At 70.3% G+C, this 24,002-nt stretch carries 26 protein-coding genes; 11 read left to right on the plus strand and 15 right to left on the minus strand.

Annotation, left to right across the window (positions count from 1 at the left end):
* The first annotated feature begins 106 nt into the window (after nt 1-106).
* Nucleotides 107-2,713 (plus strand): aminopeptidase N, encoded by a 2,607-nt coding sequence (pepN, locus tag ACX80L_RS10245; protein ID WP_459289483.1) that lies wholly within the window; start codon nt 107-109, stop codon nt 2,711-2,713.
* Here pepN and ACX80L_RS10250 read toward each other — a convergent pair.
* The 4 genes from ACX80L_RS10250 to ACX80L_RS10265 all read right to left on the minus strand — a co-directional run bounded on the left by ACX80L_RS10250 (nt 2,698) and on the right by ACX80L_RS10265 (nt 5,995).
* Nucleotides 2,698-3,774: a lipoyl protein ligase domain-containing protein gene (locus ACX80L_RS10250; RefSeq protein WP_133081905.1), complete on the minus strand. Its 1,077-nt coding sequence runs from the start codon at nt 3,772-3,774 to the stop codon at nt 2,698-2,700. The genes pepN and ACX80L_RS10250 overlap by 16 nt on opposite strands.
* A 208-nt stretch (nt 3,775-3,982) precedes the next feature.
* On the minus strand, nt 3,983-4,240 hold the full coding sequence (locus ACX80L_RS10255) for a type B 50S ribosomal protein L31 (protein WP_105030659.1): 258 nt from the start codon (nt 4,238-4,240) through the stop codon (nt 3,983-3,985).
* A gap of 101 nt (nt 4,241-4,341) precedes the next feature.
* Nucleotides 4,342-5,169, minus strand: coding sequence for a TrmH family RNA methyltransferase (locus tag ACX80L_RS10260; protein ID WP_459289485.1), 828 nt, complete (start codon nt 5,167-5,169; stop codon nt 4,342-4,344).
* A 40-nt stretch (nt 5,170-5,209) separates the two neighbouring features.
* Complete coding sequence (locus ACX80L_RS10265) at nt 5,210-5,995, minus strand: ABC transporter ATP-binding protein (protein WP_208741127.1); 786 nt, start codon at nt 5,993-5,995, stop codon at nt 5,210-5,212.
* Between the two features lie 201 nt (nt 5,996-6,196).
* On the opposite strand from ACX80L_RS10265, the gene serB reads away from it, so the two are divergent.
* On the plus strand, nt 6,197-7,081 hold the full coding sequence (gene serB, locus ACX80L_RS10270; RefSeq protein ID WP_459289488.1) for a phosphoserine phosphatase SerB: 885 nt from the start codon (nt 6,197-6,199) through the stop codon (nt 7,079-7,081).
* Between the two features lies 1 nt (nt 7,082).
* On the opposite strand, the gene ACX80L_RS10275 is transcribed toward serB, so the two are convergent.
* Nucleotides 7,083-7,832: an SDR family oxidoreductase gene (locus tag ACX80L_RS10275; RefSeq protein ID WP_459289490.1), complete on the minus strand. Its 750-nt coding sequence runs from the start codon at nt 7,830-7,832 to the stop codon at nt 7,083-7,085.
* 81 nt (nt 7,833-7,913) lie between these two features.
* Nucleotides 7,914-8,651: a 3-oxoacyl-ACP reductase FabG gene (fabG, locus tag ACX80L_RS10280; protein ID WP_459289491.1), complete on the minus strand. Its 738-nt coding sequence runs from the start codon at nt 8,649-8,651 to the stop codon at nt 7,914-7,916.
* A 207-nt stretch (nt 8,652-8,858) separates the two neighbouring features.
* Here fabG and ACX80L_RS10285 point away from each other — a divergent pair, with 207 nt between their 5' ends.
* Genes ACX80L_RS10285 through ACX80L_RS10295 form a run of 3 tightly spaced genes read left to right on the plus strand, consistent with a single transcriptional unit; the run spans nt 8,859 to nt 10,404 of the window.
* Nucleotides 8,859-9,284 carry a DUF3099 domain-containing protein gene (locus ACX80L_RS10285; RefSeq protein ID WP_133081899.1) on the plus strand — a complete coding sequence of 142 codons (426 nt, stop codon included), beginning with the start codon at nt 8,859-8,861 and terminating at the stop codon, nt 9,282-9,284.
* Entirely contained in the window at nt 9,277-9,576 is a 300-nt protein-coding gene (locus ACX80L_RS10290; protein ID WP_244186227.1) for a hypothetical protein, read from the plus strand. Before ACX80L_RS10285 ends, ACX80L_RS10290 begins: the two co-directional genes overlap by 8 nt.
* On the plus strand, nt 9,577-10,404 hold the full coding sequence (locus tag ACX80L_RS10295) for an SURF1 family cytochrome oxidase biogenesis protein (protein ID WP_208741119.1): 828 nt from the start codon (nt 9,577-9,579) through the stop codon (nt 10,402-10,404).
* Nucleotides 10,405-10,416: 12 nt separating this feature from the next.
* On the opposite strand, the gene ACX80L_RS10300 is transcribed toward ACX80L_RS10295, so the two are convergent.
* Entirely contained in the window at nt 10,417-10,818 is a 402-nt protein-coding gene (locus ACX80L_RS10300) for an MmcQ/YjbR family DNA-binding protein (protein WP_459267861.1), read from the minus strand.
* Between the two features lie 72 nt (nt 10,819-10,890).
* Nucleotides 10,891-12,489 (minus strand): ABC-F family ATP-binding cassette domain-containing protein, encoded by a 1,599-nt coding sequence (locus tag ACX80L_RS10305; RefSeq protein ID WP_133081896.1) that lies wholly within the window; start codon nt 12,487-12,489, stop codon nt 10,891-10,893.
* 168 nt (nt 12,490-12,657) lie between these two features.
* Here ACX80L_RS10305 and ACX80L_RS10310 point away from each other — a divergent pair, with 168 nt between their 5' ends.
* The 3 genes from ACX80L_RS10310 to ACX80L_RS10320 are packed head-to-tail and all read left to right on the plus strand — an operon-like array spanning nt 12,658 to nt 14,712.
* Complete coding sequence (locus ACX80L_RS10310; protein ID WP_459289495.1) at nt 12,658-13,299, plus strand: biotin transporter BioY; 642 nt, start codon at nt 12,658-12,660, stop codon at nt 13,297-13,299.
* Nucleotides 13,292-13,996, plus strand: coding sequence for an energy-coupling factor ABC transporter ATP-binding protein (locus ACX80L_RS10315; RefSeq protein WP_459289496.1), 705 nt, complete (start codon nt 13,292-13,294; stop codon nt 13,994-13,996). The genes ACX80L_RS10310 and ACX80L_RS10315 overlap by 8 nt, the downstream gene beginning before the upstream one ends.
* Complete coding sequence (locus ACX80L_RS10320) at nt 13,993-14,712, plus strand: energy-coupling factor transporter transmembrane component T family protein (RefSeq protein ID WP_459289498.1); 720 nt, start codon at nt 13,993-13,995, stop codon at nt 14,710-14,712. Before ACX80L_RS10315 ends, ACX80L_RS10320 begins: the two co-directional genes overlap by 4 nt.
* A gap of 114 nt (nt 14,713-14,826) precedes the next feature.
* Here ACX80L_RS10320 and ACX80L_RS10325 read toward each other — a convergent pair whose 3' ends face one another.
* The 6 genes from ACX80L_RS10325 to ACX80L_RS10350 are packed head-to-tail and all read right to left on the minus strand — an operon-like array spanning nt 14,827 to nt 20,099.
* Complete coding sequence (locus ACX80L_RS10325; RefSeq protein WP_133081892.1) at nt 14,827-15,156, minus strand: metal-sulfur cluster assembly factor; 330 nt, start codon at nt 15,154-15,156, stop codon at nt 14,827-14,829.
* Nucleotides 15,157-15,212: 56 nt separating this feature from the next.
* Nucleotides 15,213-15,974, minus strand: a complete 762-nt coding sequence (gene sufC / locus ACX80L_RS10330) for a Fe-S cluster assembly ATPase SufC (RefSeq protein WP_459289500.1) — start codon at nt 15,972-15,974, stop codon at nt 15,213-15,215.
* Nucleotides 15,975-16,031: 57 nt separating this feature from the next.
* The gene (locus ACX80L_RS10335; RefSeq protein WP_459289502.1) at nt 16,032-16,391 is read right to left on the minus strand and encodes a non-heme iron oxygenase ferredoxin subunit; all 360 of its coding nucleotides are present in this window, start codon (nt 16,389-16,391) and stop codon (nt 16,032-16,034) included.
* Nucleotides 16,391-17,719, minus strand: coding sequence for a Fe-S cluster assembly protein SufD (gene sufD / locus ACX80L_RS10340; protein ID WP_459289503.1), 1,329 nt, complete (start codon nt 17,717-17,719; stop codon nt 16,391-16,393). Before sufD ends, ACX80L_RS10335 begins: the two co-directional genes overlap by 1 nt.
* A 2-nt stretch (nt 17,720-17,721) precedes the next feature.
* The gene (gene sufB / locus ACX80L_RS10345; protein WP_133081888.1) at nt 17,722-19,194 is read right to left on the minus strand and encodes a Fe-S cluster assembly protein SufB; all 1,473 of its coding nucleotides are present in this window, start codon (nt 19,192-19,194) and stop codon (nt 17,722-17,724) included.
* Nucleotides 19,194-20,099, minus strand: coding sequence for a helix-turn-helix transcriptional regulator (locus ACX80L_RS10350; RefSeq protein ID WP_459289505.1), 906 nt, complete (start codon nt 20,097-20,099; stop codon nt 19,194-19,196). Before ACX80L_RS10350 ends, sufB begins: the two co-directional genes overlap by 1 nt.
* Nucleotides 20,100-20,227: 128 nt before the next feature.
* Here ACX80L_RS10350 and ACX80L_RS10355 point away from each other — a divergent pair, with 128 nt between their 5' ends.
* The 3 genes from ACX80L_RS10355 to ACX80L_RS10365 are packed head-to-tail and all read left to right on the plus strand — an operon-like array spanning nt 20,228 to nt 22,954.
* Nucleotides 20,228-21,178 carry an ABC transporter ATP-binding protein gene (locus ACX80L_RS10355; RefSeq protein WP_459267856.1) on the plus strand — a complete coding sequence of 317 codons (951 nt, stop codon included), beginning with the start codon at nt 20,228-20,230 and terminating at the stop codon, nt 21,176-21,178.
* Nucleotides 21,175-21,978: an ABC transporter permease gene (locus ACX80L_RS10360; protein ID WP_459267855.1), complete on the plus strand. Its 804-nt coding sequence runs from the start codon at nt 21,175-21,177 to the stop codon at nt 21,976-21,978. Before ACX80L_RS10355 ends, ACX80L_RS10360 begins: the two co-directional genes overlap by 4 nt.
* A gap of 4 nt (nt 21,979-21,982) precedes the next feature.
* On the plus strand, nt 21,983-22,954 hold the full coding sequence (locus ACX80L_RS10365) for a COX15/CtaA family protein (protein ID WP_459267854.1): 972 nt from the start codon (nt 21,983-21,985) through the stop codon (nt 22,952-22,954).
* 62 nt (nt 22,955-23,016) lie between these two features.
* Here ACX80L_RS10365 and ACX80L_RS10370 read toward each other — a convergent pair whose 3' ends face one another.
* The gene (locus ACX80L_RS10370) at nt 23,017-23,940 is read right to left on the minus strand and encodes a dihydrodipicolinate synthase family protein (protein ID WP_459289507.1); all 924 of its coding nucleotides are present in this window, start codon (nt 23,938-23,940) and stop codon (nt 23,017-23,019) included.
* Nucleotides 23,941-24,002 lie beyond the last annotated feature (62 nt).

A 24,002-nucleotide genomic window follows, 5' to 3' on the forward strand; every position in this document is an offset into this window, starting at 1 on the left:
TCAACAGTGCCATGGATCCCGCGCCGGTACACCGCGGCACACGCCGGTACACGCACGGTTAACACGCCCGAAACGAAGCGGAGGGGGTGCATGGTTGAATGGCCGGATGAAGAACGAGAACCTGCGCCGGGACGAGGCAGCTGCCCGTTCGGCACTGCTGCAGACGGAGCGCTACACAGTCGAACTGGACCTCTCGGATGCCAGGGACCCCGCCAGGGGGACGTACCGGAGCACCACCACCGTCTCCTTCACCTGCCGGGAGCCGGGCAGCTCCACCTTCCTCGACTTCATCGGGGAGGTCACCTCCGTGGAACTGAACGGACGCGCCCTGGATCCGGCAGTGGCCGGCGACGGCGCCCGTGTGAGGCTCGACGATCTGGCAGCGCACAATACGGTGACGGTCGAGGGGCTGGCCGCCTACAGCACGAGCGGCGAGGGACTCCACCGGTTCGTGGACCCGGTGGACGGCGAGACCTACCTCTACACGCAGTACGAGCCGGCGGACGCACGCCGCGTCTTCGCGAACTTCGAGCAGCCCGACCTCAAGGCGTCCTTCACGTTCAGCGTCCTGGCACCGGCGGGGTGGACGGTGGCCTCGAACGGCGCACAGGCGAACGCCCTGCCGTCCGACGACGGCACCGGCACCGTGCACTGGACCTTCGAGCCGACGCGGCGGATCTCGACGTACATCACCACGATCCTGGCCGGCCCCTACCACCGGGAGACCGGCTCCTGGACGGGCACACCGGGGACCGCGGGTGAAGGCCTGGAGGTGCCGCTCGCCCTGTACTGCCGCCGGTCGCTGGCGCCCTCGTTCGACGCCCCGGAGATCCTCGACACGACGCGGCGCGGCCTCGACTTCTTCCACGAGCTGTTCGACTACCCGTACCCCTTCGGCAAGTACGACCAGGCCTTCGTACCGGAGTACAACCTCGGGGCCATGGAGAACCCCGGACTCGTGACGTTCACGGAGAACTACGTCTTCCGGTCGGCCGCCACCGAGGCGCAGCGCGAGGCGCGCGCGAACACGATCCTGCACGAGATGGCGCACATGTGGTTCGGCGACCTCGTGACCATGTCCTGGTGGGACGACCTCTGGCTCAAGGAGTCCTTCGCCGACTACATGGGAGCTCTCGGCGTGGCCGAGGCCACGCGGTGGAGCACGTCGTGGGTGAGTTTCGCCAACCGCCGGAAGGCGTGGGCCTACGTCCAGGACCAGCTCCCGACGACGCACCCGATCGTCGCGGACATCCCCGACCTGGAGGCCGCGAAGCAGAACTTCGACGGCATCACGTATGCCAAGGGCGCTTCGGTGCTGAAACAGCTCGTCGCCTTCGTCGGCCGGGACGCCTTTACCGAGGCGGCGCGGCAGTACTTCCGGAAGCACGAGTACGGGAACACGACCCTCACCGACCTCCTTGACGTGCTGGCCGACGCGACGGGACAGGACCTCGGGTCCTGGTCGCGGTCCTGGTTGCAGACCTCCGGCGTGCCGTCCCTCCGGGCGGAGGTCTCCGCCACGAACGGTGTCCTCTCCGGGGTGACGATCGTGCAGGAGGCCCTGGACCCCGTCACGGGCCGGGACGAGCCCCGGCCCCACCGCATCCGGCTCGGCCTGTACTCCTTCGACACGGAGGGACGCCTGGTCCGGACGGGAACCGAGGCGGTGACGGTCGAGGGCGGGCGGACGCCGGTGCCCGCGCTCGCCGGCGCAGCGCAGCCCGATCTCCTGCTGGTCAACGACGACGACCTCACCTACGCGAAGCTCTCCTTCGACGAGCGGTCGCTCGCCACCCTGCTGTCCTCGATCGACCGCCTGCAGGATCCCCTCGCACGCGCCACCTGCCTGACCGCGCTCTGGTCGAGCACCAGGGATGCGCTCCTGCCGGTGGGCTCCTACCTCGACGCCGTCCTGCTCGCCGCACCGGCCGAGACGGGGGTGGGCGTCCTACAGGTCCTGCTGGCCAATGTGCGCACGGCGGTCGAACGGTTCGCTCCCGCCGACCAGCGGGACGGTCTCCGGGACCGGATGTGCCGCTTCCTGGTGGACGGGCTGCGGAGCGCCGGGGCGGGGTCGGACCTGCAGCTCGCCTGGGGCCGTGCACTCGCCACCGCCGCCCGCACCGTTCCCCGGGCGGCCGACGTGGTGCGCTCCGTCCTCGACGGCGATGAACGGATCCCGGGGTTGCCCCTCGACGCCGAGGTGCGCTGGCTCTTCCTGCAGGGGCTCGCCGCGCAGCAGCGCGTACGGCCGGGCGAGCTGGAGGCCGAGCGCGCGGCCGACCCGACCGCGGCGGGCAGGGTCGGATTCACGCTGGCCTCCGCTGCGATACCGGACGCAGCCATCAAGAAGGCGACGTGGACGGAGGCCGTGCAGGGTGAGCGGCTGTCCAACGAGTTGCTCAGCGCCGCGATCGAGGGCTTCCTGCTCGGCCCGCACGAACTCCTGGCGAGCTACGAGGAGCCCTACTTCGAGGCGCTGCGCCGCGTCTGGTCCGAGCGCGGCATCGAGATGGCGAGCAGGATCGTCCGGGGGCTGTACCCGGGCCGTCAGGATGCCTCGGGTGCACCGGAGTCCCACCCGATCGTGCGGAGGACGGACGAGTGGCTCACGGCCAACGCGGATGCGCCCGCCGCCCTGCGGCGCATCGTCGTCGAGGAGCGGGACCATCTGCTGCGCGCCCTCCGCGCACAGGTTCAGGGCACGCGGTAGAGCCACTCCCCGGTGCCGAACTTGTGCTCCACCAACTCCTCGGCGCGCCGCAGTTCGTCGTCGGACAGGGTCGTGTCCACCGCACCGTAGCGGCGGCGGAAGGTGGACATCATCACGTCGATGATCTGCTCCCGGGACATGCCGGTCTGGCGTCGCAGCGGGTCCACGCGCTTCTTGGCGCTCTTCGTGCCCTTGTCGGACATCTTCTCCTTGCCGATGCGGAGGACCTCGAGCATCTTGTCGGCATCGATGTCGTAGCTCATGGTCACGTGGTGCAGCATGCCGCCGTTCGCCAGCCGCTTCTGGGCCGCGCCGCCGATCTTCCCGATGTCCGTGGCGATGTCGTTGAGGGGCTGGTACCAGGCCCGGATCCCGAGCTCCTCCAGCGCCTCCATGACCCAGGCGTCGAGGAAGGGATACGAGTCCGCGAAGCTCATGCCGTCCACGAGGGACTGCGGGACGTAGAGCGAGTACGTGATGGCGTTCCCGTGCTCCATGAACATGGCGCCGCCGCCGCTGATCCTGCGGACCACGGTCACACCGTGCCGGGCGGCGCCCTCCGGGTCCACCTCGTTGCGCATGGACTGGAAGCTCCCGATCACGACCGACGGCGACTGCCATTCCCAGAACCGCAGGACCGGGTTGCGGGCACCCGCACCGACGTCACGGGTCAGCACCTCGTCCATGGCGACGTGCATCGCGGTGGACAGCGGTGTGGGCGGGATGATCTCCCACTGGTGGTCCGCGAAGCCCGTGGCCCGGCCCAGTGCACGGCGCACCGCGGTGGCGACGGCCTCCGCCGAGAAGCCGAACAGGACGGCGGTGGGATCGAGCCGTGTGGTGATGGCGGCGGCGAGTTCTCCCGGCGCGGTGTCGGCGGGCAGGCCCTCGAGGGCCGCGTTGATGTCCAGGAGGGCTTCGTCCGGTTCGAGGAAGAAGTCGCCGTTGACCGAGACGTGGGCGAGGCGTCCGTCGCGCACATCGAGGTCCACGGCCGTGAGCTTGCCGCCGGGCGTCTTGTACTCGCCGTGCAGGCGGTCGGTGTCCGGAGCGTGAGCCATGGCAGTGCCTTCCGGTAGGGCCCGGTGCCGGGCTCCGTGCTGATGGGATGCGGGGATGGGTCCGACACCGGAGTGTGGTGGCGGAGTGTGGTGGCGGAGCGCGGTGCGGGTCCGGCGTTAAGCGGGAAGAGCCACGCCGGACCGGCGTGGCTCTTCCTGGCGGACGGTGGGCACGGGGCCGTCTGTCCGGTGCTCGCGTGGAGCTGGGCTACTTCTTGCCGCCGAAGCCCTTGAAGCGGGCGTTGAAGCGCTCGACGCGGCCGGCGGAGTCCATGATGCGCTGCTTGCCGGTGTAGAACGGGTGCGACTCCGAGGAGATCTCGACCTCGATGAGGGGGTAGGTGTTGCCGTCTTCCCACTCGATGGTCTTGGGCGAGCCGACCGTCGACTTGGTCAGGAACGCCTTGTCGGAGGCCAGGTCGCGGAACACGACCGACTGGTACTTGGGGTGGATATCAGACTTCACGGGACTACCTTCTCTGGTTGCCTGGATTTTGCCAGGCACGGGAAATTGAAAGGTTGGCGACAGTGCCAGCTGTCCATACTAGCGCAGGTGGGGCGTCGACGCTAAAGCGCGGAGCGCGCGCCGTCGTCGTACCGGCACTCCCAGAAGGCGACGGCGGCTGCCGCGGCGACATTGAGGGAGTCCACCCCGCCGTGCATGGGGATGGTCAGCGCGACGTCGGCCTCGGCGAGGGCGCCGGAGCTCAGGCCCTCCCCCTCGGTGCCCAGCATGAGGGCGAGTCGCTCCTGCTCCCGGGCCGGGAAGTCGCCGAGCTCCCGTGCGCCGGGCACCAGGGCCAGGGCGGCGACGGTGAAGCCCGCCCTGCGGACGGTGGCGAGGTCGTCCGGCCAGGTGCGGAGTCGCACCCAGGGCACCTGGAAGACGCTGCCCATGCTGACGCGCACGGACCGCCGGTACAGCGGGTCGGCGCTGCGGGGGCTCAGCAGCACGGCATCGATGCCGAGGGCCGCCGCGGAGCGGAAGACGGCCCCGAGGTTCGTGTGGTCCACCATGTCCTCGATCACGGCGACGCGCCGCGCTGAGGCGAGGACGTCGGCGAGCGGGAGGGGCGCCGGGCGGTGCACAGCGGCCAGGGCGCCGCGGTGGAGGTGGAACCCGGTGATGGCCTCGAGCGTCGCCTCGGGCGCCACGAACGCCGGGACGGACGGGAAGCGCGCGAGGACGTCGGCGAGGTCCGGCAGCCATTTCGGGGCCAGGAGGAAGGACCGCGGGGCATGGCCGGCGTCGATGGCGCGGCGCAGCACCTTCGAGCTCTCGGCGATGTAGAGGCCCTCGGCCGGCTCCTTCGCGAGGCGGAGCTGGACATCCGTGAGGTTCCGGTAGTCCGAGAGTCGGGGGTCGTCGACGGTCTCGAGCTGGACGAGCGCCATCAGGTGCGCGTACCGGACGCGGGGCCGGCTGCCGGCGGGGTCACGCCCGGGCGACCGCGCTGTAGCGGCCGTTCTCCTCGGTGACCTTGAGAGCGACGTCGAACGCTTCGCTGAGGTTCTCCTCGGTCAGGACGCCTGCGACGGGCCCGGCGGCGACGATGCTGCCGTCGCGGAGGAGCAGCGCGTGCGTGAAGCCGGGGGGCACCTCCTCGAGGTGGTGCGTGACGAGCACCATGGCCGGCGCTTCCTCGTCCCGGGCGAGCTCGGTGAGGCGCTGCACCAGGTCCTCGCGGCCCGCGAGGTCGAGACCGGCGGCCGGTTCGTCGAGGAGCAGCAGTTCGGGGTCCGCCATGAGGGCCCGCGCGATCTGGACACGCTTGCGCTCGCCCTCGCTCAGGGAGCCGAACGGGCGATTCATGAAACGGGACATGCCCCAGGTGTGGAGCAGGCGGAACGCGCGTCGCTCGTCGAGGCGCTCGTACTGCTCGCGCCACCGGCCGGTGACGCCGTAGGAGGCCGTGACGACGACGTTCAGGACCGTCTCGTGCTCCGGGACCTGGGTCGCCAGGGCCGCGGAGGCGAGCCCTATGCGCGGGCGGAGCTCGAAGACGTCCACCGCGCCCATCACCTCGTCGAGGATGCCGACCACGCCGCGGGTGGGGTGCAGGCGTGCGCCGGCGAGCTGCAGCAGGGTGGTCTTGCCCGCTCCGTTGGGGCCCATGACCACCCAGCGCTCCCCCTCGCCGACCTGCCAGTCGATGTCATCGAGAAGGGTCTTGCCGCCCCTGACGAGGCTCACTCCCGCCAGTTCCAGAACGTTCCTCATGGTCCTAGACACTAGGCTAAGGACCGGCCCCGTGGCGAAACCGGAGAGCCTCCGGCCCGGGGCGCCCGCCCGGCGGGTCCCCGGCTCCGCTCGCGTGGCGCACGGACCGCCCACAGGGACGACGCCTTCACCGTGAGACCTCACGGCCTCGGGACAAGTATTCGACGACGCCGCGGCAGCGGCACGGACAGGAGCGGACACATGCCGGACAACGCCAGGGTGGTCGCCTACGCAGCGACGCTCGAGGACGGCCACCGCCGTGACCTGACGGGAATCCTTGAAGCCCTCGGCGTCGACGTGACGGAGGCGTCCTCCGCGGGAACGTCGTCGTACGACGTCCTGACGCTGGAGGTCGTGCTCCCGGCCGCAGCGGCACCGGTGCGCGCCGCCCTCGCCGCGTGGACCTCGACGACCGGCATCGGCGCCGCGTATGTCCCGGCCGCGGTGTACGGGCCGGGACCGAAGCTGCTGATCATGGACGTCGACTCCACGCTCATCAAGCAGGAGGTCATCGAACTGCTCGCGGCGCACGCCGGCCGCGAGGCGGAGGTGGCTGCCGTGACGGAGGCCGCGATGCGGGGCGAACTCGACTTCGCCCAGTCACTCCATCACCGCGTGCGCGCGCTGGAGGGACTGCCGGCGACGGTCATCGAGGAGGTGGTGGCCCGCATCGAACTGAGCGACGGCGCCGAGCGGCTCGTGGAGGCGTATCTCGGGGCCGGTCACCGCGTCGGTGTCGTGTCGGGGGGTTTCTCGCAGGTCCTCGCACCCCTGGCCGACCGCCTCCGGCTGTCCTTCGCGAAGGCGAACGACCTCGAGGTCGTCGGTGGCATCCTGACCGGGCGCGTCGCCGGTGCGGTGGTCGACCGCCGGGAGAAGGAGCGCACCCTCCGTGCCGAGGCGGAGCACGCCGGGATCCCGATCGCCGCCACCGTGGCGGTGGGCGACGGCGCGAACGACCTCGACATGCTGGCGGCGGCGGGCCTGGGTGTCGCGTTCAACGCGAAGCCGGCCGTCCGCGCGGTGGCGGACGCCGCCCTGGACCTGCCGGACCTGGACGTCGTCCGCCACCTGGCAGGCGTGTAGGTCAGCTCTTCGCGAGGAAGTCCTCGGCGCCGCCCACGTACTCCGTGTGGCCGCTCGGCACGTCGGCCGTCGCCATCCGGACGATCTCGGTGGCGAACTCGGCCACCGAGTACAGGCGCCCGGCCTCCTGCCGGCGTGCCTCGATGGCACCCGGGGTGGCCCGGTCGAGCAGGGTCGCGGTGACCGTGCCCTCGATCATGTCGCCGGACACGACCACCAGGGAGATGCCCTTCTCGTCGAGCTGCGGGATCAGGGCGCGCAGCGCATCCTCGCCCGCCCGCTTGCTGCGGGCCACCGGTTCGTAGGCGTCCATGGTGGCGACCTTCTCGATGAAGTGCGCCTGGTGGCTCGTGATGAAGACCACGCGCGACCCCTCCGGCATGACCTCGACGGCTGCCGTCAGCATGCCGACCTGCGCGTCGCGGTTGAGCTTGAGCGCGTAGTCCTCCCCCATGTTCGTCTCCATGCCGCCGGAGGCGTTGAGCACCAGCAGGTCGAGTCCCCCGAAGGTGGAGACGGCGGCGTCGACCAGCGCGGCCGGTCCCTCCGGCGTGGTCAGGTCCGCTCCCACGGCGACGGCCCTGCCGCCGGCCGCCTCGATCGCCGCGACGACCTTGGTGGCGCGCGGCGCCTTCTGGCGGTAGTTGACGACGACGGCCGCGCCCTGCGCGGCGAGCTGCTGCGCGACGTCGGCGCCGATGCCGCGGGAGGATCCGGTGACGATTGCTGTGGTGCCCTCGAGGGTGGCCATGGTGCTCCTTCTACTGGAATTCTGGGTGCTGCCGGGATGCCGCTGGGATCATGCTGGGGTGCTGCAGGTGTCGTGTGCGGGTCAGTGACCCATGCCGAGGCCGCCGTCCACAGGGATGACCGCACCGGAGATGTAGCCTGCGGAGTCGCCGGCCAGCCAGGACACGACGCCGGCGACCTCGTCCGGGGATGCGAAGCGCCCGGCGGGGATGGTGGCCAGGTAGCTCTTCCGGGTCTCCTCGGGCAGTTCAGCGGTCATGTCGGTGTCGATGAAGCCGGGAGCGACGACGTTCGCCGTGATCCCCCGCGAGCCCAGCTCGCGGGTCAGGGAGCGCGCGATGCCAACGAGTCCCGCCTTCGACGCCGAGTAGTTGATCTGGCCGGGGGCGCCGTAGAGGCCCGTGACGCTGGAGATGAGGATGACGCGGCCGCGCCGCAGGCGGATCATGCCGCGCGAGGCGCGCCGGACCACCCGGAACGCACCGGTGAGGTTCGTGTCGATGACGTCGGTGAAGTCGCTCTCGCTCATCCGGAGCAGGAGGGTGTCCCGGGTGATACCGGCATTCGCCACGAGGACCTCCACCGGCCCGTGCTCCGCCTCGACCTGGGTGAAGGCCGCGTCGATCTGCTCCTCGCTCGTGACATCGGCCCGGACGCCCAGCATCCCGTCGGGGATCTCGCCACTTCGGTAGGTGATGGCAACCTTATCGCCGTTGGCTACGAATACCTTGGCGATGGCGAGGCCGATACCCCGGTTTCCTCCGGTTATGAGGACGCTGCGACCGGTTGTCGTCGTCGTGCTGTCTGCACCAGATGCCAAGGGGAAACTCCTCTGTCTGCGGGACCGGAAGGGACCCGCGTTGTTCTGTATCGGGGATCGCGCTGCGATCCGGCGGGGCGTCCCAGCCCCTCCGGGCCCGTTCCGCGGCTCTTCCGTCAAACTATCCCGACGATCCTAGCGGCGCATCCCTCAACTTCGGGAACGGGAGCCCGAGTGAGACAATGGAGGGAGTCTTTTTGGAGTGTGATGAGTAAACAAACGAAGCACGACACAGACGTCCACAGCATCTCCGACGCTCGTGAATCACACAGCGAGGAAATGCGTACACGAATGATCAGGTACACGGTCTCGATGAGCATCCGCCTCGTCTGCTTCGTCCTGATCTTCGTCGTCCCCTACGTGTGGCTGCAGTGGGTGATGATCGCCGGAGCGGTCTTCCTGCCCTACTTCGCCGTGATCGTGGCGAACGGCGGCAGCGACACCAGCAACATCCGGCACAGCGACGCACTGATCGACCGCGCTCCGGTGCGGGAGCTCGAGGCGAAGGTGGTCGACAGCGATCCGGACGACGGCGACGACGTCCTGAGCGGCGAGATCCTCGACGACACCGCCCACCCCGCGGCGCACGGGTCCTCTGCCGCCGGCAACAGCAGGCCCGGTGGCGATGCCTGATCTCCCCTCCGGCCTTCGGCCCGCGGTCGGCACCTCGACCGCGGGCCTCGGGCTGTTCTCACCCCCTGCGCCCGCAGCGGGCGACGGGCCGGTCTGCTCGCGCAAGGGCTGCCGGAACGGGGCCGAGTGGCAGCTGCTCTGGAACAACCCGCGTATCCACACCCCCGAACGCCGGAAGGCCTGGGCATCGTGCCCGGACCACGTCGCGTGGTTCGAGGAGTACCTCCGGGACCGCGGTCTTTGGAGGCAGACGCTTCCCCTCACCGCCGATCGACCGTTGGAGACCCGCTAGGTGTACCGCTTCCTCTTCTCCGCCCGATGGCTCGGCTGGCTCGCCATGGTCGTGGTGCTGGCCGCCGGCTGCGTGGCCCTGGGTCGCTGGCAACTCGACCGCCGCGAGGCCGTCGTGGAGGACATCCAGCGCATCGTGGCGAACTACGACGCCGCCCCGGAACGCTACGTGCCCGGGGAGAACGGCTTCGACGACTACGACCCCTCCCGTGAGTGGTCTCCGGTGACGTTCGTGGGGACCTACGACGTCGCGAACCAGGTGGTGGTCCGCAACCGCCCGATGAACGGGCAGCCGGGGTACGAGGTGCTGACCCCGCTCAGGCTCGACGACGGCACGGCCGTGATCATCGACCGGGGCTGGCTGCCCATCGGCAATGCCGAGGCCGGGCGCCCCGACGAGGTCCCCGAGCCCCCGGCCGGGCAGGTGGAGGTCACCGCCAGGACCAAGCCGGGAGAGCCTGCCGTCAACCGCGGCGCCCCCGAGGGCCAGGTCGCGTCGATCGATCTCCCCGCGCTCGCCGACCGGCTCGACTACCCGGTGCAGGACGCCGCCTACGGGCTCCTGGCGCTCGAGCGCCCGGCAGCGTCGCAGACACCGCTCGCAGCGCCCAAGCCCTCGATCGACGAGGGGCCGCACCTGTCCTACTCCCTGCAGTGGTTCGCCTTCGGGGTCCTGGCCTTCGTCGGCCTCGGCTACGCGGCGCGCCAGCAACGCCGGAGCGACGCGGAGCAGGACGGCACCCTCCCCGAGCAGCCGGTCCGCCGGCGTCGACGTCCGTCGTCGGAGGAGGAAGAGGACGCGATCCTCGACGCGCAGGGCATCCGCTAGGTCCTGCGCGGATCAGGACCCTTCCGGTGCCCCAGGGGCCCAGCCGAGTGCGGCCCGCGCGGCGGCGGGCAGCGAGGCGACGACGAGGTCGTAGGAGTCCTCGATCATGTCCCGCACCGTCCCGGCGGGGAGGTCGCCGTCGAGGCGCACGCCGTTCCAGTGCTTCTTGTCGAGGTGCCAGGCGCCGGTGATCTCGGGGTGAGCTGCGCGAAGCTGGACGGCCAGCGCCGGGTCGCACTTGAGGGAGATGGACGACGGCGCACGGTCGACGGGGACCAGCGCGAAGATCTTCCCCGGACGCGGGGGCGCGGTCGGCACGCGCACCCGGAACACCGCCACCTCCGGGCCGAACGGATAGTCCTCGTAGGCGCCGGGGAAGGACAGGCACGAGCTCCGGAGCCGGTCGAGATCCACGCCACCACCCTAGCGGCTGCGCTCCGGTGATACCCGTGCAGGCTCCGCCGGCCCCGGTGGTGCCGGCGGAGGCTAGGCGAGGGTGACGAGCTCCAGGTAGTCCTGGTTCCAGAGGTCCTCGACGCCGTCCGGCAGCAGGACCACGCGCTCGGGGTCGAGCGCGTCGACGGCTCCCTCGTCGTGGCTCACCATCACCACGGCGCCGCTGTAGTTCTTCAGGGCACCGAGGATCTCGGCCCGGCTCGCCGGGTCCAAGTTGTTGGTGGGCTCGTCGAGCAGCAGGACGTTCGCCGAGGACGCGACGATGGTCGCCAGGGCCAGGCGAGTCTTCTCGCCACCGGACAGCACACCGGCGGGCTTGTCGACGTCGTCGCCCGAGAACAGGAAGGACCCCAGGATCCCGCGCACCTCGGCGTCCTGCATGTCCGGTGCGGAGGACTTCATGTTCTCCAGCACGGTGCGCTGCGTGTCCAGCGTCTCGTGTTCCTGGGCGTAGTAGCCCACCTTGAGGCCGTGGCCCGCGATGACCTGCCCGGTATCGGGCTTGTCCACGCCGGCGAGCATGCGCAGCAGCGTGGTCTTCCCGGCTCCGTTGAGACCGAGGATCACCACCTTCGACCCGCGGTCGATCGCGAGGTCGACGTCGGTGAAGATCTCCAGCGATCCGTAGGACTTGCTGAGGCCCTCGGCCGTCATGGGCGTCTTGCCACACGGAGACGGTTCCGGGAAGCGGAGCGCCGCCACGCGGTCGGAGGCGCGCACGGCATCGAGGCCGCCGAGCAGGCGTTCGGCGCGCTTGGCCATGTTCTGGGCAGCGACGGCCTTCGAGGCCTTCGCCCGCATCTTGTTGGCCTGGTCCATGAGGACCTGGGCCTTCTTCTCGGCATTGGCGCGCTCACGCTTGCGGGCGCGCTCGTCCGTCTCGCGCTGGAGCTGGTACCGCTTCCAGCCCATGTTGTAGACGTCGATGGTCGCGCGGTTGGCGTCCAGCTGGAAGACCTTGTTCACGGTCGCCTCGAGGAGTTCGACGTCGTGGCTGATCACGATCAGGCCGCCCTGGTGGTTCTTGAGGAAGTCACGCAGCCAGGCGATGGAGTCGGCGTCGAGGTGGTTGGTGGGCTCGTCGAGGAGCATCGTCTCCGCGCCCGAGAAGAGGATGCGGGCCAGCTCCACACGCCGGCGCTGACCGCCGGAGAGGGTCTTCAGCGGCTGGTTGAGGATGCGCTCGGGCAGGGCCAGGTTCGAGGAGATGGACGCCGCCTCCGCCTCGGCCGCGTAGCCTCCGCCGGCGAGGAAGGCGGCCTCGATGCGGTCGTAGCGGGCCATCGCCTTGTTCCGCACGGAGGTCTTCTCGCTCGCCATGTCCTCGTGGGCCTGGCGCAGTTCCCCGACCACGGCGTCGAGGTTCCGGGCCGAGAGGATCCGGTCCCGGGCCAGCTGCTCCATGTTCGGCGTGCGGGGGTCCTGCGGGAGGTAGCCGATCTCGCCCGAGCGGGTCACCGTGCCGCCGGCAGGGAGCGACTCCCCCGCCAGGACCTTCGTGAGTGTCGTCTTGCCGGCGCCGTTGCGTCCGACGAGGCCGATCTTGTCGCCCTTGTCCACGCGGAAGGACACCTCGTCCATGAGCAGGCGGGCGCCGGCCCGCAGCTCCAGGTTCGATACGTTGATCACGATGAGGCCTTTCCATGGTGCCGAGGACGGCGATTTCTTGTAGGAATCCCACAAGGGATCCCGGAATGACCGGCGCTAGTGTCGGTACAGAAGCAGTAACGGCTGGAGGAAGTCGACAAATCACCGGAGTAGCCGGTGCGACTCCGGCCTGCTGGAGGAGAGTCCGCCGTGCAGCCACTGGAGAAGACCGTCGCCGGAGCGGGCGGCGCCGGCCGCCCGTCGTCCCGCAAGCGGTGGGATACCACCGATCTCTCGCTGGTCGCGGTCTTTGCCGCCCTCATCGCCGCCCTTGCAATCCTACCCGGTATACCGGTCGGTCCGCTCGGGGTGCCCATCACACTGCAGACTCTCGGGGTGATGCTCGCCGGCGTGGTCCTCGGGCCGGCGCGCGGCGCCGCGGCCGTCCTGCTCTACCTCGCGGCAGGGCTGGTCGGCCTGCCGGTCTTCAGCGGCTTCTCCGGTGGCTTCGGCGTCCTCGCCGGGCCGTCCGCCGGCTACCTCGTGGCGTTCCCCCTCGCGGCCTTCGTCGCCGGCCTGCTCGCCGTCGTCGTGGTGCGCAGGGCACGCCGGTTCCGCACCCTCCTCCTCTTCCTCGCCTGCCTCGCGGCCAGTCTCCTGACCATCCATCCGCTCGGTGTCGCCGGGCTCGTGATGAATGCCGGGCTCCCCCTGAGGGACGCCCTCGTCGTGGACGCCGCCTACCTGCCCGGCGACGTGGCCAAGAACGTCCTGGCCGCCGTCCTCGCCGTCTCGGTGCACCGTGCGTTCCCGCGGCTCCTCACCACCGGGACGCGCGCCCCCCGTGATTGAGTTCAGGGGCGCCGCCGTCCGCACCGACGACGACGACGCCCGCGTGCTCCTGCATCCGCTGACGCTGACCCTCAGGGAGCGGCGTGTCTCGGTGATCGGCGCCAACGGTTCCGGCAAGTCGACGCTGCTGCGCCTGATCAACGGACTGCTGGTCCCCTCGGAGGGAGCGGTAGCGGTGTTCGGCGAGGACACCCGGACGGCCGGACGTGCCGTGCGCCGGGCCGTCGGCTTCGTCTTCACGGATCCCCTGTCGCAACTCGTGATGCCGACGGGCCGCGAGGACGTGGAACTGTCCCTGCGCGCGCGCCGGCTCCCGGCAACGGAACGCCGCGCCCGGGCCGACGGCGTCCTGCGCCGATTCGGCCTCGACCACCTCGCCGACCGCAGCATCTACGACCTCTCGGGCGGCGAGCGGCAGATCCTCGCCCTCGCCGTGGTGCTCGCGGTGGAGCCGTGCATCCTGGTCGCGGATGAACCGACGACGCTGCTGGACCTGCGCAACGACGCGCGCATCCGCTCACTCATCGCGGGCCTCGACCAGCAGGTGGTCTTCACGACCCACAATCTCGATTTCGCCCTGGAGAGCGACCGCACCCTCGTCGTGGACGACGGTCGCGTGGTGTTCGACGGCGTTCCCGCCGACGCCGTCGCCCGGTACCGGGACATCTCCTCGGACGCGCGGGACAGCCGGCGATGAGGGGCTTCGGCAGCACCCTCGGCCTGTATCGGCCCGGACGCGGATTCCTGTACCGGATGCCCCCGTCGGTCAAGGCGGCCGCCTCGCTCGCCTGCGCGTTCGCCGTCGTCGCCTGGCGATCGCCGGCCACCACGGCCGGTGTGCTGGTGCTCGCCCTGGGCGCACTCGTGATCGGTGCGCGCCTGTCCCCCCTCCGGATCCTCCGGATGCTCCTGCCCGCGGCCCCCGTCCTCGGCATCCTCGCGCTGTACCAGGGCATCGGCCAGGGGTGGCTGCGGGCCTTCACGGTGGTCGGCGGCATCACCGCCTGCCTCCTGGCGGCGCGGGCCCTGACCCTCACGACGCCGACGCAGGTCCTCCTCGACGGGGTGGTCCGGCTGGCCGGCCCCTTCCGAGCGGTCGGCGCCGATCCCGAGCGCTTCGCCCTCACGCTCTCCGTCATGCTGCGGAGCATCCCGTACCTCGCGGGGCTGTTCGTGGACGTCCGCGAGGCCGCCCGTGCACGCGGTCTCGAGCGGGACCCGCGCGTGGCCGTGACCCCGCTGGTGATCGGCGCCGTGGCCTACGCCCATCGGACGGGTGAAGCGCTCGCTGCACGGGGCCTCGGAGACGATGACCGCGACGGGCACGACGGCCGTCACGACGGTCACGGCCATCTCGGCAGCCGTGCCGCGGGAAGCAGCATCGGACGTGACCGCGACCCGGGCCGACCCTGACGTGCCGCCGCCCGTGGCGGCGCCCGGCAATCCCTCGGATCCGGCATGGGACGCAGGAAGGGCGGTCCCAGCGTGTGCTGGAACCGCCCTGTCCGGAACTGCCCGGTGCCCGGCTCAGATGTTGAAGCCGAGCGCCCGCATCTGGTCGCGGCCGTCCTCGGTGATCCGCTCCGGACCCCACGGGGGCATCCACACCCAGTTCAACCGCCACTCGTCCACCACGCCGTCCAGCGCCTGGCCCACCTGCTCCTCGAGCACGTCGGTCAGCGGGCATGCCGCGGTGGTGAGCGTCATGTCGATCAGGAGGGCGCCGTCCTCCGCGTAGTTCAGGCCGTAGAGCAGCCCGAGGTCCACGACGTTCACGCCGAGCTCCGGGTCGATCACGTCCCGTAATGCTTCCTCGACGTCGTCCAGCGCGGTCTGCGCCTGCTGCACATCACTCATCGCACTCTTCCTTTCGAGCGGTCCGGCACGCGTGCGTGCCGGGAATCCTGAAGGTCCTAGGCCTCGACGGCGGCCGTGAACCGATCGTAGCCCTCTTCCTCGAGGCGGTCCGCGAGTTCCGGGCCGCCCTGTTCGGCGATGCGCCCGGCGACGAACACGTGGACGAAGTCCGGCTTGATGTAGCGCAGGATCCGCGTGTAGTGCGTGATGAGCAGCGTGCCCATCTCACCCTTGGAGTGCTCGCGGTTCACGCCCTCGGAGACCACCTTCAGGGCGTCGACGTCGAGACCCGAGTCGGTCTCGTCGAGGATCGCGAACTTCGGGCGGAAGAGCTCCAGCTGCAGGATCTCCACGCGCTTCTTCTCACCGCCGGAGAAGCCCTCGTTGACGTTGCGCTGGGCGAAGTCGGCATCGATGCGCAGCTGGGCCATGGCCGTCTTGACGTCCTTGGTCCAGTGCCGCAGGCTCGGGGCCTCGCCGTCGAGCGCGGTCTTGGCCGTGCGCAGGAAGTTGGTCATGGTGACGCCGGGGACCTCGACCGGGTACTGCATGGCCAGGAAGAGACCGGCGCGGGCGCGCTCGTCGACGCTCATGGAGAGGACGTCCTCGCCGTCGAGCGTGATCGAACCGCTGTCGACCTTGTACCGGGGGTGGCCGGCGATCGTCGACGCGAGGGTCGACTTGCCGGAACCGTTGGGCCCCATGATCGCGTGGGTCTCGCCGGTGTTGATCGTCAGCGTGACGCCCTTGAGGATGGGGATGTTGCCCTGCTCGGTGTCGATGCTGACGTGCAGGTCCTTGATTTCAAGTGTGGACATCGTGTTCTTTCTCCTTCGCCTGCTGTGCAGGAAGTGTGTGCGTGGACGGCGCCGGCGTCAGCCGAACTGCGGCGCGGGGGCTCCGTTGGTGACCGTCGTGATATCGACATAGACGTTGCCGTCATGGATCTCGAGTGCGAACACCGGGACGGGCTCGTACGCGGGGAGCTGCAGCGGCTGGCCGCTGCGCAGGTCGAACTGGGACCCGTGGCCCCAGCACTCGATGGCGCAGCCCTCGACGTCGCCCTCCGACAGCGAGATGTCCGCATGCGAGCAGGTGTCGCCCAGTGCGTGGATCTCCCCGTCCGAGTCGCGGACGATGACGACCGGATAGTCGTCGATCAGCACACGCAGCGCCTGCTTGACCTCGATGTCGTCGATATCGCAGATCAGCTCGCCGCGGGGTGCTTCCGCCATCAGAGGTTCCCTGCCGCGAGCTCACGCTCGACCGACGCGGAGAGCCGCTCCTCGAGGGACGGCACCTTGATCTGCTGGATGACCTCGGTGAGGAAGCCGCGCACCACGAGGCGGCGTGCGTCCTTCTCGGGGATCCCGCGGGCCATCAGGTAGAACAGGTGCTCGTCGTCGAAGCGTCCGGTGGCACTGGCGTGGCCGGCACCCTCGATGAGGCCCGTCTCGATCTCGAGGTTCGGCACCGAGTCCGACCGCGCGCCGTCCGTGAGGATCAGGTTGCGGTTCGTCTCGTAGGTGTCCGTACCCTCGGCGGCCTTGCGGATCAGCACGTCACCGACCCACACGGTGTGCGCGTCGTCGCCCTGCAGGGCGCCCTTGTAGGTGACGCGTGACTTGCAGTTCGGGACCGCGTGGTCCACCAGGAGGCGCTGCTCGAGGTGCTGGCCGGCGTCGGCGAAGTACAGTCCGTACATCTCGACCTCGGCTCCGGTGGCGGTGAAGATCGACGACGGCGTGAGGCGCACGAGGTCGCCACCGAGGCTGACGACGACGTGCTTGTAGCGGGCGTCACGGCCCACCTTCGCCTGCTGCGAGGACACGTGCACGGCGTCGTCGTCCCATTCCTGGACACTGACGACGGTCAGCTCGGCACCGTCGCCGACGATGATCTCGACGTTCTGGGCGAGGGTGACCGAACCGGTGTGGTCCAGCACGACGACGGCCTTGGAGAAGGCCTCGGCGTGGATGAGGATGTGCTGGGCCGCCGCGCCGGAGGTCGAGCCGGTGACGCTGACCATGACCTCGCCGTCGGCCACCGTCTCCTTCGGGATGGTGATCACGGTCGCGTCGGAGAACGCGTTCCACGCTGCGGCGGAGACGCGGTCCTCGGGCGTGGCCGCGGTGCCGAGGCGGGCGTCGCTGCGATCCACGGTCTCGACGGTGACGTTCCCGGCGCCGGTGACATTCACCGCGGGAGCCGTGCCGGTCAGGGCATCGGTGTGCAGTCCCCGCAGGCGCTTGAGCGGGGTGAAGCGCCAGTCCTCCTCGAGGCCGGTGAGGGCCGGGAAGTCGGCGAGGTCGAAGGACCTGCGCCGCTCGCCCCGGGACGCCTCGGGCACCACGGGCGCGTTGCCATGGCTGTGCTTCTTGAGGCCGAGCTGCTCCGAGCCCTGGTCGTCGGCGGAGAGGCTCTCGCCCTCCTCCGTGAACCCGTCGATGGACGCCGCGGCGCCCGAGGGGGCGCCCAGGCGGGCCTTCTCGTCGAGGTCTCCGAGATCGGTGACCTCGCGCTCGGTGTCGGGTGAAATTTCCGTGTGGGTGGTCTCAGCCATCGCTAGCCTACGGCCCCTTCCATCTGCAGTTCGATCAGCCGGTTCAGCTCGAGCGCGTACTCCATGGGCAGCTCGCGGGCGATCGGCTCGATGAAGCCGCGCACGATCATGGCCATGGCCTCGTCCTCGGGGAGCCCGCGGGACATTAGGTAGAACAGCTGCTCCTCGCTGACGCGCGACACGGTGGCCTCGTGGCCCATGGTGACGTCGTCCTCGCGGATGTCCACGTACGGGTACGTGTCCGAGCGCGAGATGGTATCGACCAGCAGCGCGTCGCAGCGCACCGTGTTCGCGGAGTGCTTGGCCCCGTCGCGCACCTGGACGAGCCCGCGGTAGGCGGCACGTCCGCCACCGCGTGCGACGGACTTGGAGATGATCGAGGACTTGGTGTTGGGCGCGATGTGGACCATCTTCGAGCCGGTGTCCTGGTGCTGTCCCTCGCCGGCGAAGGCGATCGAGAGCGTCTCGCCCTTGGCGTGCTCGCCGACCAGGTAAACCGCCGGGTACTTCATGGTGACCTTGGAACCGATGTTGCCGTCGATCCACTCCATGGTGGCGCCCTCGTGGGCGATGGCGCGCTTGGTCACGAGGTTGTACACGTTGTTCGACCAGTTCTGGATGGTCGTGTACCGGACGCGCGCGCCCTTCTTGACCACGATCTCGACGACGGCCGAGTGCAGGGAGTCCGACGTGTAGATCGGGGCCGTGCAGCCCTCGATGTAGTGCACGTAGGAGTCCTCGTCCGCGATGATGAGCGTTCGTTCGAACTGGCCCATGTTCTCGGTGTTGATGCGGAAGTAGGCCTGCAGGGGGATCTCGACGTGGACGCCCTTCGGCACGTAGACGAAGGAACCGCCCGACCAGACGGCCGTGTTCAGCGACGCGAACTTGTTGTCGCCGACGGGGATGATGGTGCCGAAGTACTCCTTGAAGATCTCCGGGTGCTCACGCAGCGCGGTGTCCGTGTCGAGGAAGAGCACGCCCTGGCGCTCGAGGTCCTCGCGCAGCTGGTGGTAGACCACCTCGGACTCGTACTGGGCGGCGACACCGGACACGAGGCGGGCGCGCTCGGCCTCGGGGATGCCGAGCTTCTCGTAGGTGTTGCGGATGTCCTCGGGGAGGTCCTCCCACGTGTTCGCCTGCTTCTCCGTGGAGCGGACGAAGTACTTGATGTTATCGAAGTCGATCCCGGAGAGGTCCGCACCCCACGCGGGCATGGGCTTGCGGTCGAAGTACTTGAGGCCCTTCAGGCGGAGATCGAGCATCCATTCGGGCTCGTTCTTCTTGGCGGAGATGTCGCGCACGACCTCCTCGCTCAGACCGCGGCGCGCGTTGTCGCTCGCCTCGTTCTTGTCCGCCCAGCCGTACTGGTAGGTCCCGATGCCCTCGAGTTCGGGGTTCTTCTCGAGGATGTCGCTGATCACCGACTCCGGCACTGCCGATGCAACTGGCTTGCGGTCTACTTGATCCGTCATCATGGCCTTCCTTGCTGATGGATGGATAACGTCGCTGGATTGCTGGGGGGACCGGCGTCCGGAGCCGCCGGCTGCGCGTCGGCGCCGGCTGCGTCCGTGCCGGCCACGGCGGCCGGAGCCGCCGTCGTCCGTCCCAGGGGAATGTGGGTGGTGCAGACGTGCCCGCCGGCGGCCAGCGTGGACAGCCTGCGGACATCGACGTCGAGCAGGCGGGCGAAGACGCCCGTCTCCTGCTCGCAGAACGCCGGGAACGCCGAGGCGAGCCCCTGGATGGGGCAGTGTCCCTGGCAGAGCTGGACGCTCAGCATCACGGGCCGGATCGCGGCGTTGGTGCGCGGACCGCGCCCCTGTGGGAGCCCCACCGTCTTGGTCGATCCCACGAACCCGTCGGCGGTGAGCGCACCTGCCAGGGCGTGGGCTCGCGCCTCGAGATCGGGCCCTGCGGCTTCGACGATCGGGCGGTAGCGCTCCTCCATGCCCGAGAAGCGGGTGCGGGCGAAGTCCTCGATGGCCTGCGGGCCGGCAGCCTCGCCGAGCTGGGCCAGTGCGGCGGTCGCGATGTCGAGGTAGTCGTTGCCGAGCTTCGTCTGGCCGCGCTGGCTCAGGACGTAGCGGCGTGCGGGGCGACCGGCACCGGTCGCGGAACTGCGGACGCGCTTGACCTCGATGAGGCCGTCGGAGGAGAGGGCGTCGAGGTGGCGGCGCATGGCGGCGGGTGTGAATCCGAGGCAGTCACCGAGTTCGGCCGCGCTGACGGGTCCCCGCTCGAGGACGGCGGAGAGCACACGGTCACGCGTACGCTCGTCCGGATCGGGCGAGACGATCTGGGCGGTCCGGTCGGCGGGCGCGGGTCCGCCGGCAGGACCGGCGACCTCGGGAAGGGTGGCGCGGGGCGATACGGTCACGGTCCATTCCTTCCGTCGGCGACAAAATACACAACACAAGCATGACCTAATGTATTCCGGGCCACCACTTAGGCGAGGCTACCCATCCGGGCCCCCGCGCCTCCTACTACCTGACGTAGAATAATGGGGTGCCGACAACTTCCCCCGCCCTCGAGATCGACGGGCTGATCAAGGATTTCGGGCCCGTCGGCTCGCTCGATGGCCGCATGGTCCGGGTGCTCGACGGCGTCAGCCTCAGCGCGGCGCATGGGGCGGTCACCGTCCTCCTCGGAGCCAATGGCGCCGGCAAGACGACGACGCTCGAATGTGCGCAGGGGCTCCAGCGTGCAGACGGTGGGCTGGTCCGGCTCCTCGGCGAGGACCCCGCGCGCGCGACGCCGGACCTGCGGGCGCGAGTCGGCGTGATGCTGCAGGACGGAGGGCTCCCGCCCTCGGTGCGACCCCTCGCCCTCCTGCGCCACGTGGCGTCGATGTACCGGTCCCCGCTGCCCGTGGAGGCGCTGGCCGAGCGCCTCGGCCTGGACGACTTCGGCGCCGTCTCCATCCGTCGTCTCTCCGGTGGGCAGAAGCAGCGCTTGGCCCTGGCCTGCGCCCTCGTCGGACGGCCCGAGGTCGTCTTCCTCGACGAGCCCAGCGCGGGTCTCGACCCGCAGTCGCGCACGATCGTGTTCGACCTCATCCGGGAACTCCGCGCGGACGGCCTCGCCGTCGTCCTCACTACCCACCTGCTCGACGACGCGCAGAAGCTCGCCGACTACGTCTACATCCTCGAGGGCGGCCGGACCGTCGCCGAGGGTACTGTCGCGGACCTCACGGCCGACACGGACACCGACGGGATGCGTGAGCTGCGCTTCGAGACCGTACCCGGACTCACCCTTCCCCCGGACCTGCTCCCCCACCTGCACCAGCGTGAACCCGAACCCGGACAGTACGTGCTCCGCGGCTCACTGACGGCCCGGGACGTCGCCCGCCTGGCGGAGTGGTGGGATGCCTGCGGCGTGATGCCGACGGCGATCGCCATGACGCCCCGGTCCCTGGAGGACGTCTTCCTCGACATCTCCGGACGGAGCATCCGATGAGCACCAGCGCTCCCGCTCCCCGCCGCACGGCTTCCGGTCCCGACGCCGGTGCCGCCCGCGGAACGGCCGCCGGCCTGCCTGTCCGCGTGCTGCGCCACGGCTCCTACGAGGCCCTGGCGATGCTGCGCAACGGGGAGCAGCTCGTCCTGGCGATCGTCCTGCCGCTGCTGGCACTCACCGCCCTGGTGATCACCCCGCTGCTGGACCCCTACGGCCCGAGCCGCATCGACATCGCCGCTCCCGGCGTCCTCGCCCTCTGCACCATGTCCACGGCGTTCACGGGCCAGGGCATCGCGACGGGCTTCGACCGCCGGTACGGCGTGCTCCGCTTCCTCTCGACGACGCCCCTCGGCCGCTCGGGGCTCATCCTCGGCAAAGCCGTCGCCGTCGCCGGTGTGCTGGCCGTCCAGCTCGTCGTGATCGGGGGTGCCGCCGCCCTGATGGGCTGGTCGCCGCGGGCCGAGGGGGTCCTCCCGGCCGCCCTCCTCCTGCTGGTGGGGTCGGCCGCGTTCACGGCCCTCGGACTCCTCGTCGCGGGCACCCTGCGCCCCGAGGCCACCCTCGCGGTCACCAACCTCGTGTGGATCCTGCTCGCCGCTGCCGGCGGGGTGGTCATCCCGGCCGCGAGCCTGCCCGCTGCCGCCGAACCGTTCGTCACCGTCCTGCCGTCGTCGGCCCTCGGCGACGGGCTGAGGAGCGCCCTGGTGGACGGCGCCCTCGATCCCATCGCGTGCCTCGTGCTCCTCGCCTGGGCCGCCCTCGCTAGCCTGGCGGCCATCCGCTGGTTCAAATGGAGCTGACGCCATGACCCTCCCCTCGCTCTCGCGCCTCACGACCCGACTGCCGCGCACCACGACGCCGCTGGTGCGCCGGCTGGCTATCGCCTCGCTCGTGTCGCAGATCGCCATCGTGGTGACCGGCGGCGCGGTCCGCCTCACGGCGTCGGGCCTCGGCTGCCCGGAATGGCCGCGCTGCACGCCCGACTCGATCGTGACCACGCCCGAGATGGGCTTCCACGGTGTGATCGAGTTCGGGAACCGGCTCCTCACGTTCGTGCTGGTCCTCATCGCCGTCGCCATGATCGTCTCCCTGCTCGGCATGCGGCGCGAACGCAAGGACCTGTTCCGCCTGTCCATCGGCCTGTTCCTGGGGATCCCAGCCCAGGCCGTCATCGGCGGGATCACCGTGTGGACCGATCTGAACCCGTGGGTCGTGGGTCTCCACTTCATCGTCTCGATGGTGCTCGTCGCCCTGGCGACCGTCCTGGTCAACCGTGCCCGGCTCACGACGGAGCAGTACCTCGCACGGCGGGCACCGGCCGCCCCGCCCCTCCTGCGCCAGCTGCTCGTCACGGCCACGGTGCTGACGTCCGTCGCCGTCGTGCTCGGCGTGGTCGTGACGGGTTCCGGCCCCCACGCAGGTGACCACGGCGCTGCCCGCAACGGGCTCGACTCCGACCTCATGACGCGCGCGCACGCCCTCCCGGTGTACCTGCTCGTCGCCACCGTGGTGCTCGCGCTCGTCGTCGCCCACCGGGCCAGGGTCCACGAGAAGCTGCGGAAGGCCCTCGGGATCCTCGCCGGAGTGGTGCTGGTGCAGGGCGCCATCGGATACACCCAGCACTTCCTGCACCTGCCGATCGCACTCGTGGCGCTGCACATGCTGGGGGCGTCACTGCTCATGGCCGCCGTCATCCATGCGCAGTACACGGGCACGACCGGCAGGACGCTCCCGGGGACGCGAACCGAGGCGAAGGTGCCGCACACCGTCTCCTAGGGGCGTCGACCTGCGTCCCGTCATCAGGCAGGGAGAACCGGAGCCGTCGACCGGGCGTCGCCTCAGGCGTCGTTCCTGCCATCGTCTCGGTCGTCCGCGAACTCACCCTCGAGGAGGTCGAGGAGCCGCCCGAGCTCGCGCAGCTCGGATCCGGGACTCGGCAGCAGGGGCGGGCGCGGATCGCCCGCCGCCACCCCGCAGGCCCGGGCCAGGAGGTGCAGTCCGCTGATCTTCCGCAGCCCCGCCACATGGTCGACGAGGGGCGCGAGGACCGAGCGCACGCGGTCCACCTCGCGCCGGTCGCCCGCGAGGACGGCGGCGCGGAGCCGGCCGTAGTAGGCGGGCAGGAGCGCGGCGGGGCCGCTGTGCCACGCGTCGGCCGCGACCTCCCCCGTCATCATGAGTAGATCCCCGCTCACGCCATGGCTGAAGGTCTCCGGGACGAGTGCGGCGAGTTCGGCGTGCCGTGCGTTGAAGGTCGCCGCATCGGCCGCCGTGTCCTTGAACGCGATGACCTCCGGAAGGGCGGACAGTTCGGCGACCACCGGCAGCGAGTAGTCGAACTGCGTGGTCCCCGGATTGTTGTAGAGGCAGACGGGCAGGTCCGTGGCGGCGCACACCGCCCGCACCTGCGCCAGGACCTCGTCGTCGGTGAGGGGTACGTAGGAGACCGGGGACAGCACGAGTCCGGCCGCCCCTGCCCGCTGGGCGTCGACGGCGGCGTCCAGCACCTCCCGCGTCCCGACGGAACTGATGCCCACCGCCACCGGGACGCGCCCGTCGAGAGCATCGATCGCCGTCCGCGCGATCTGCGAGCGTTCGGCCGCGTCCAGGTAGGCGAAGCTGCCGGAGGAACCGAGGACGGTCACGGCGTCGACACCGGACGTGGCCAGGGAATCCAGGAGGCCGCGCAGGTCCTCGTGGCGGACGGATCCGTCGGTGTCGAACGGTGTGACGGGGTAGGCGATCAGGCCGGTGAAGTCCATGGCAGCCAGCCTAGGGGGTGGTGCCGCGGCCGGCACCACCGCGACCGGGAACGCGGCGCGGC

The organism is Arthrobacter sp. MDT1-48-3 (genome assembly GCF_054511015.1).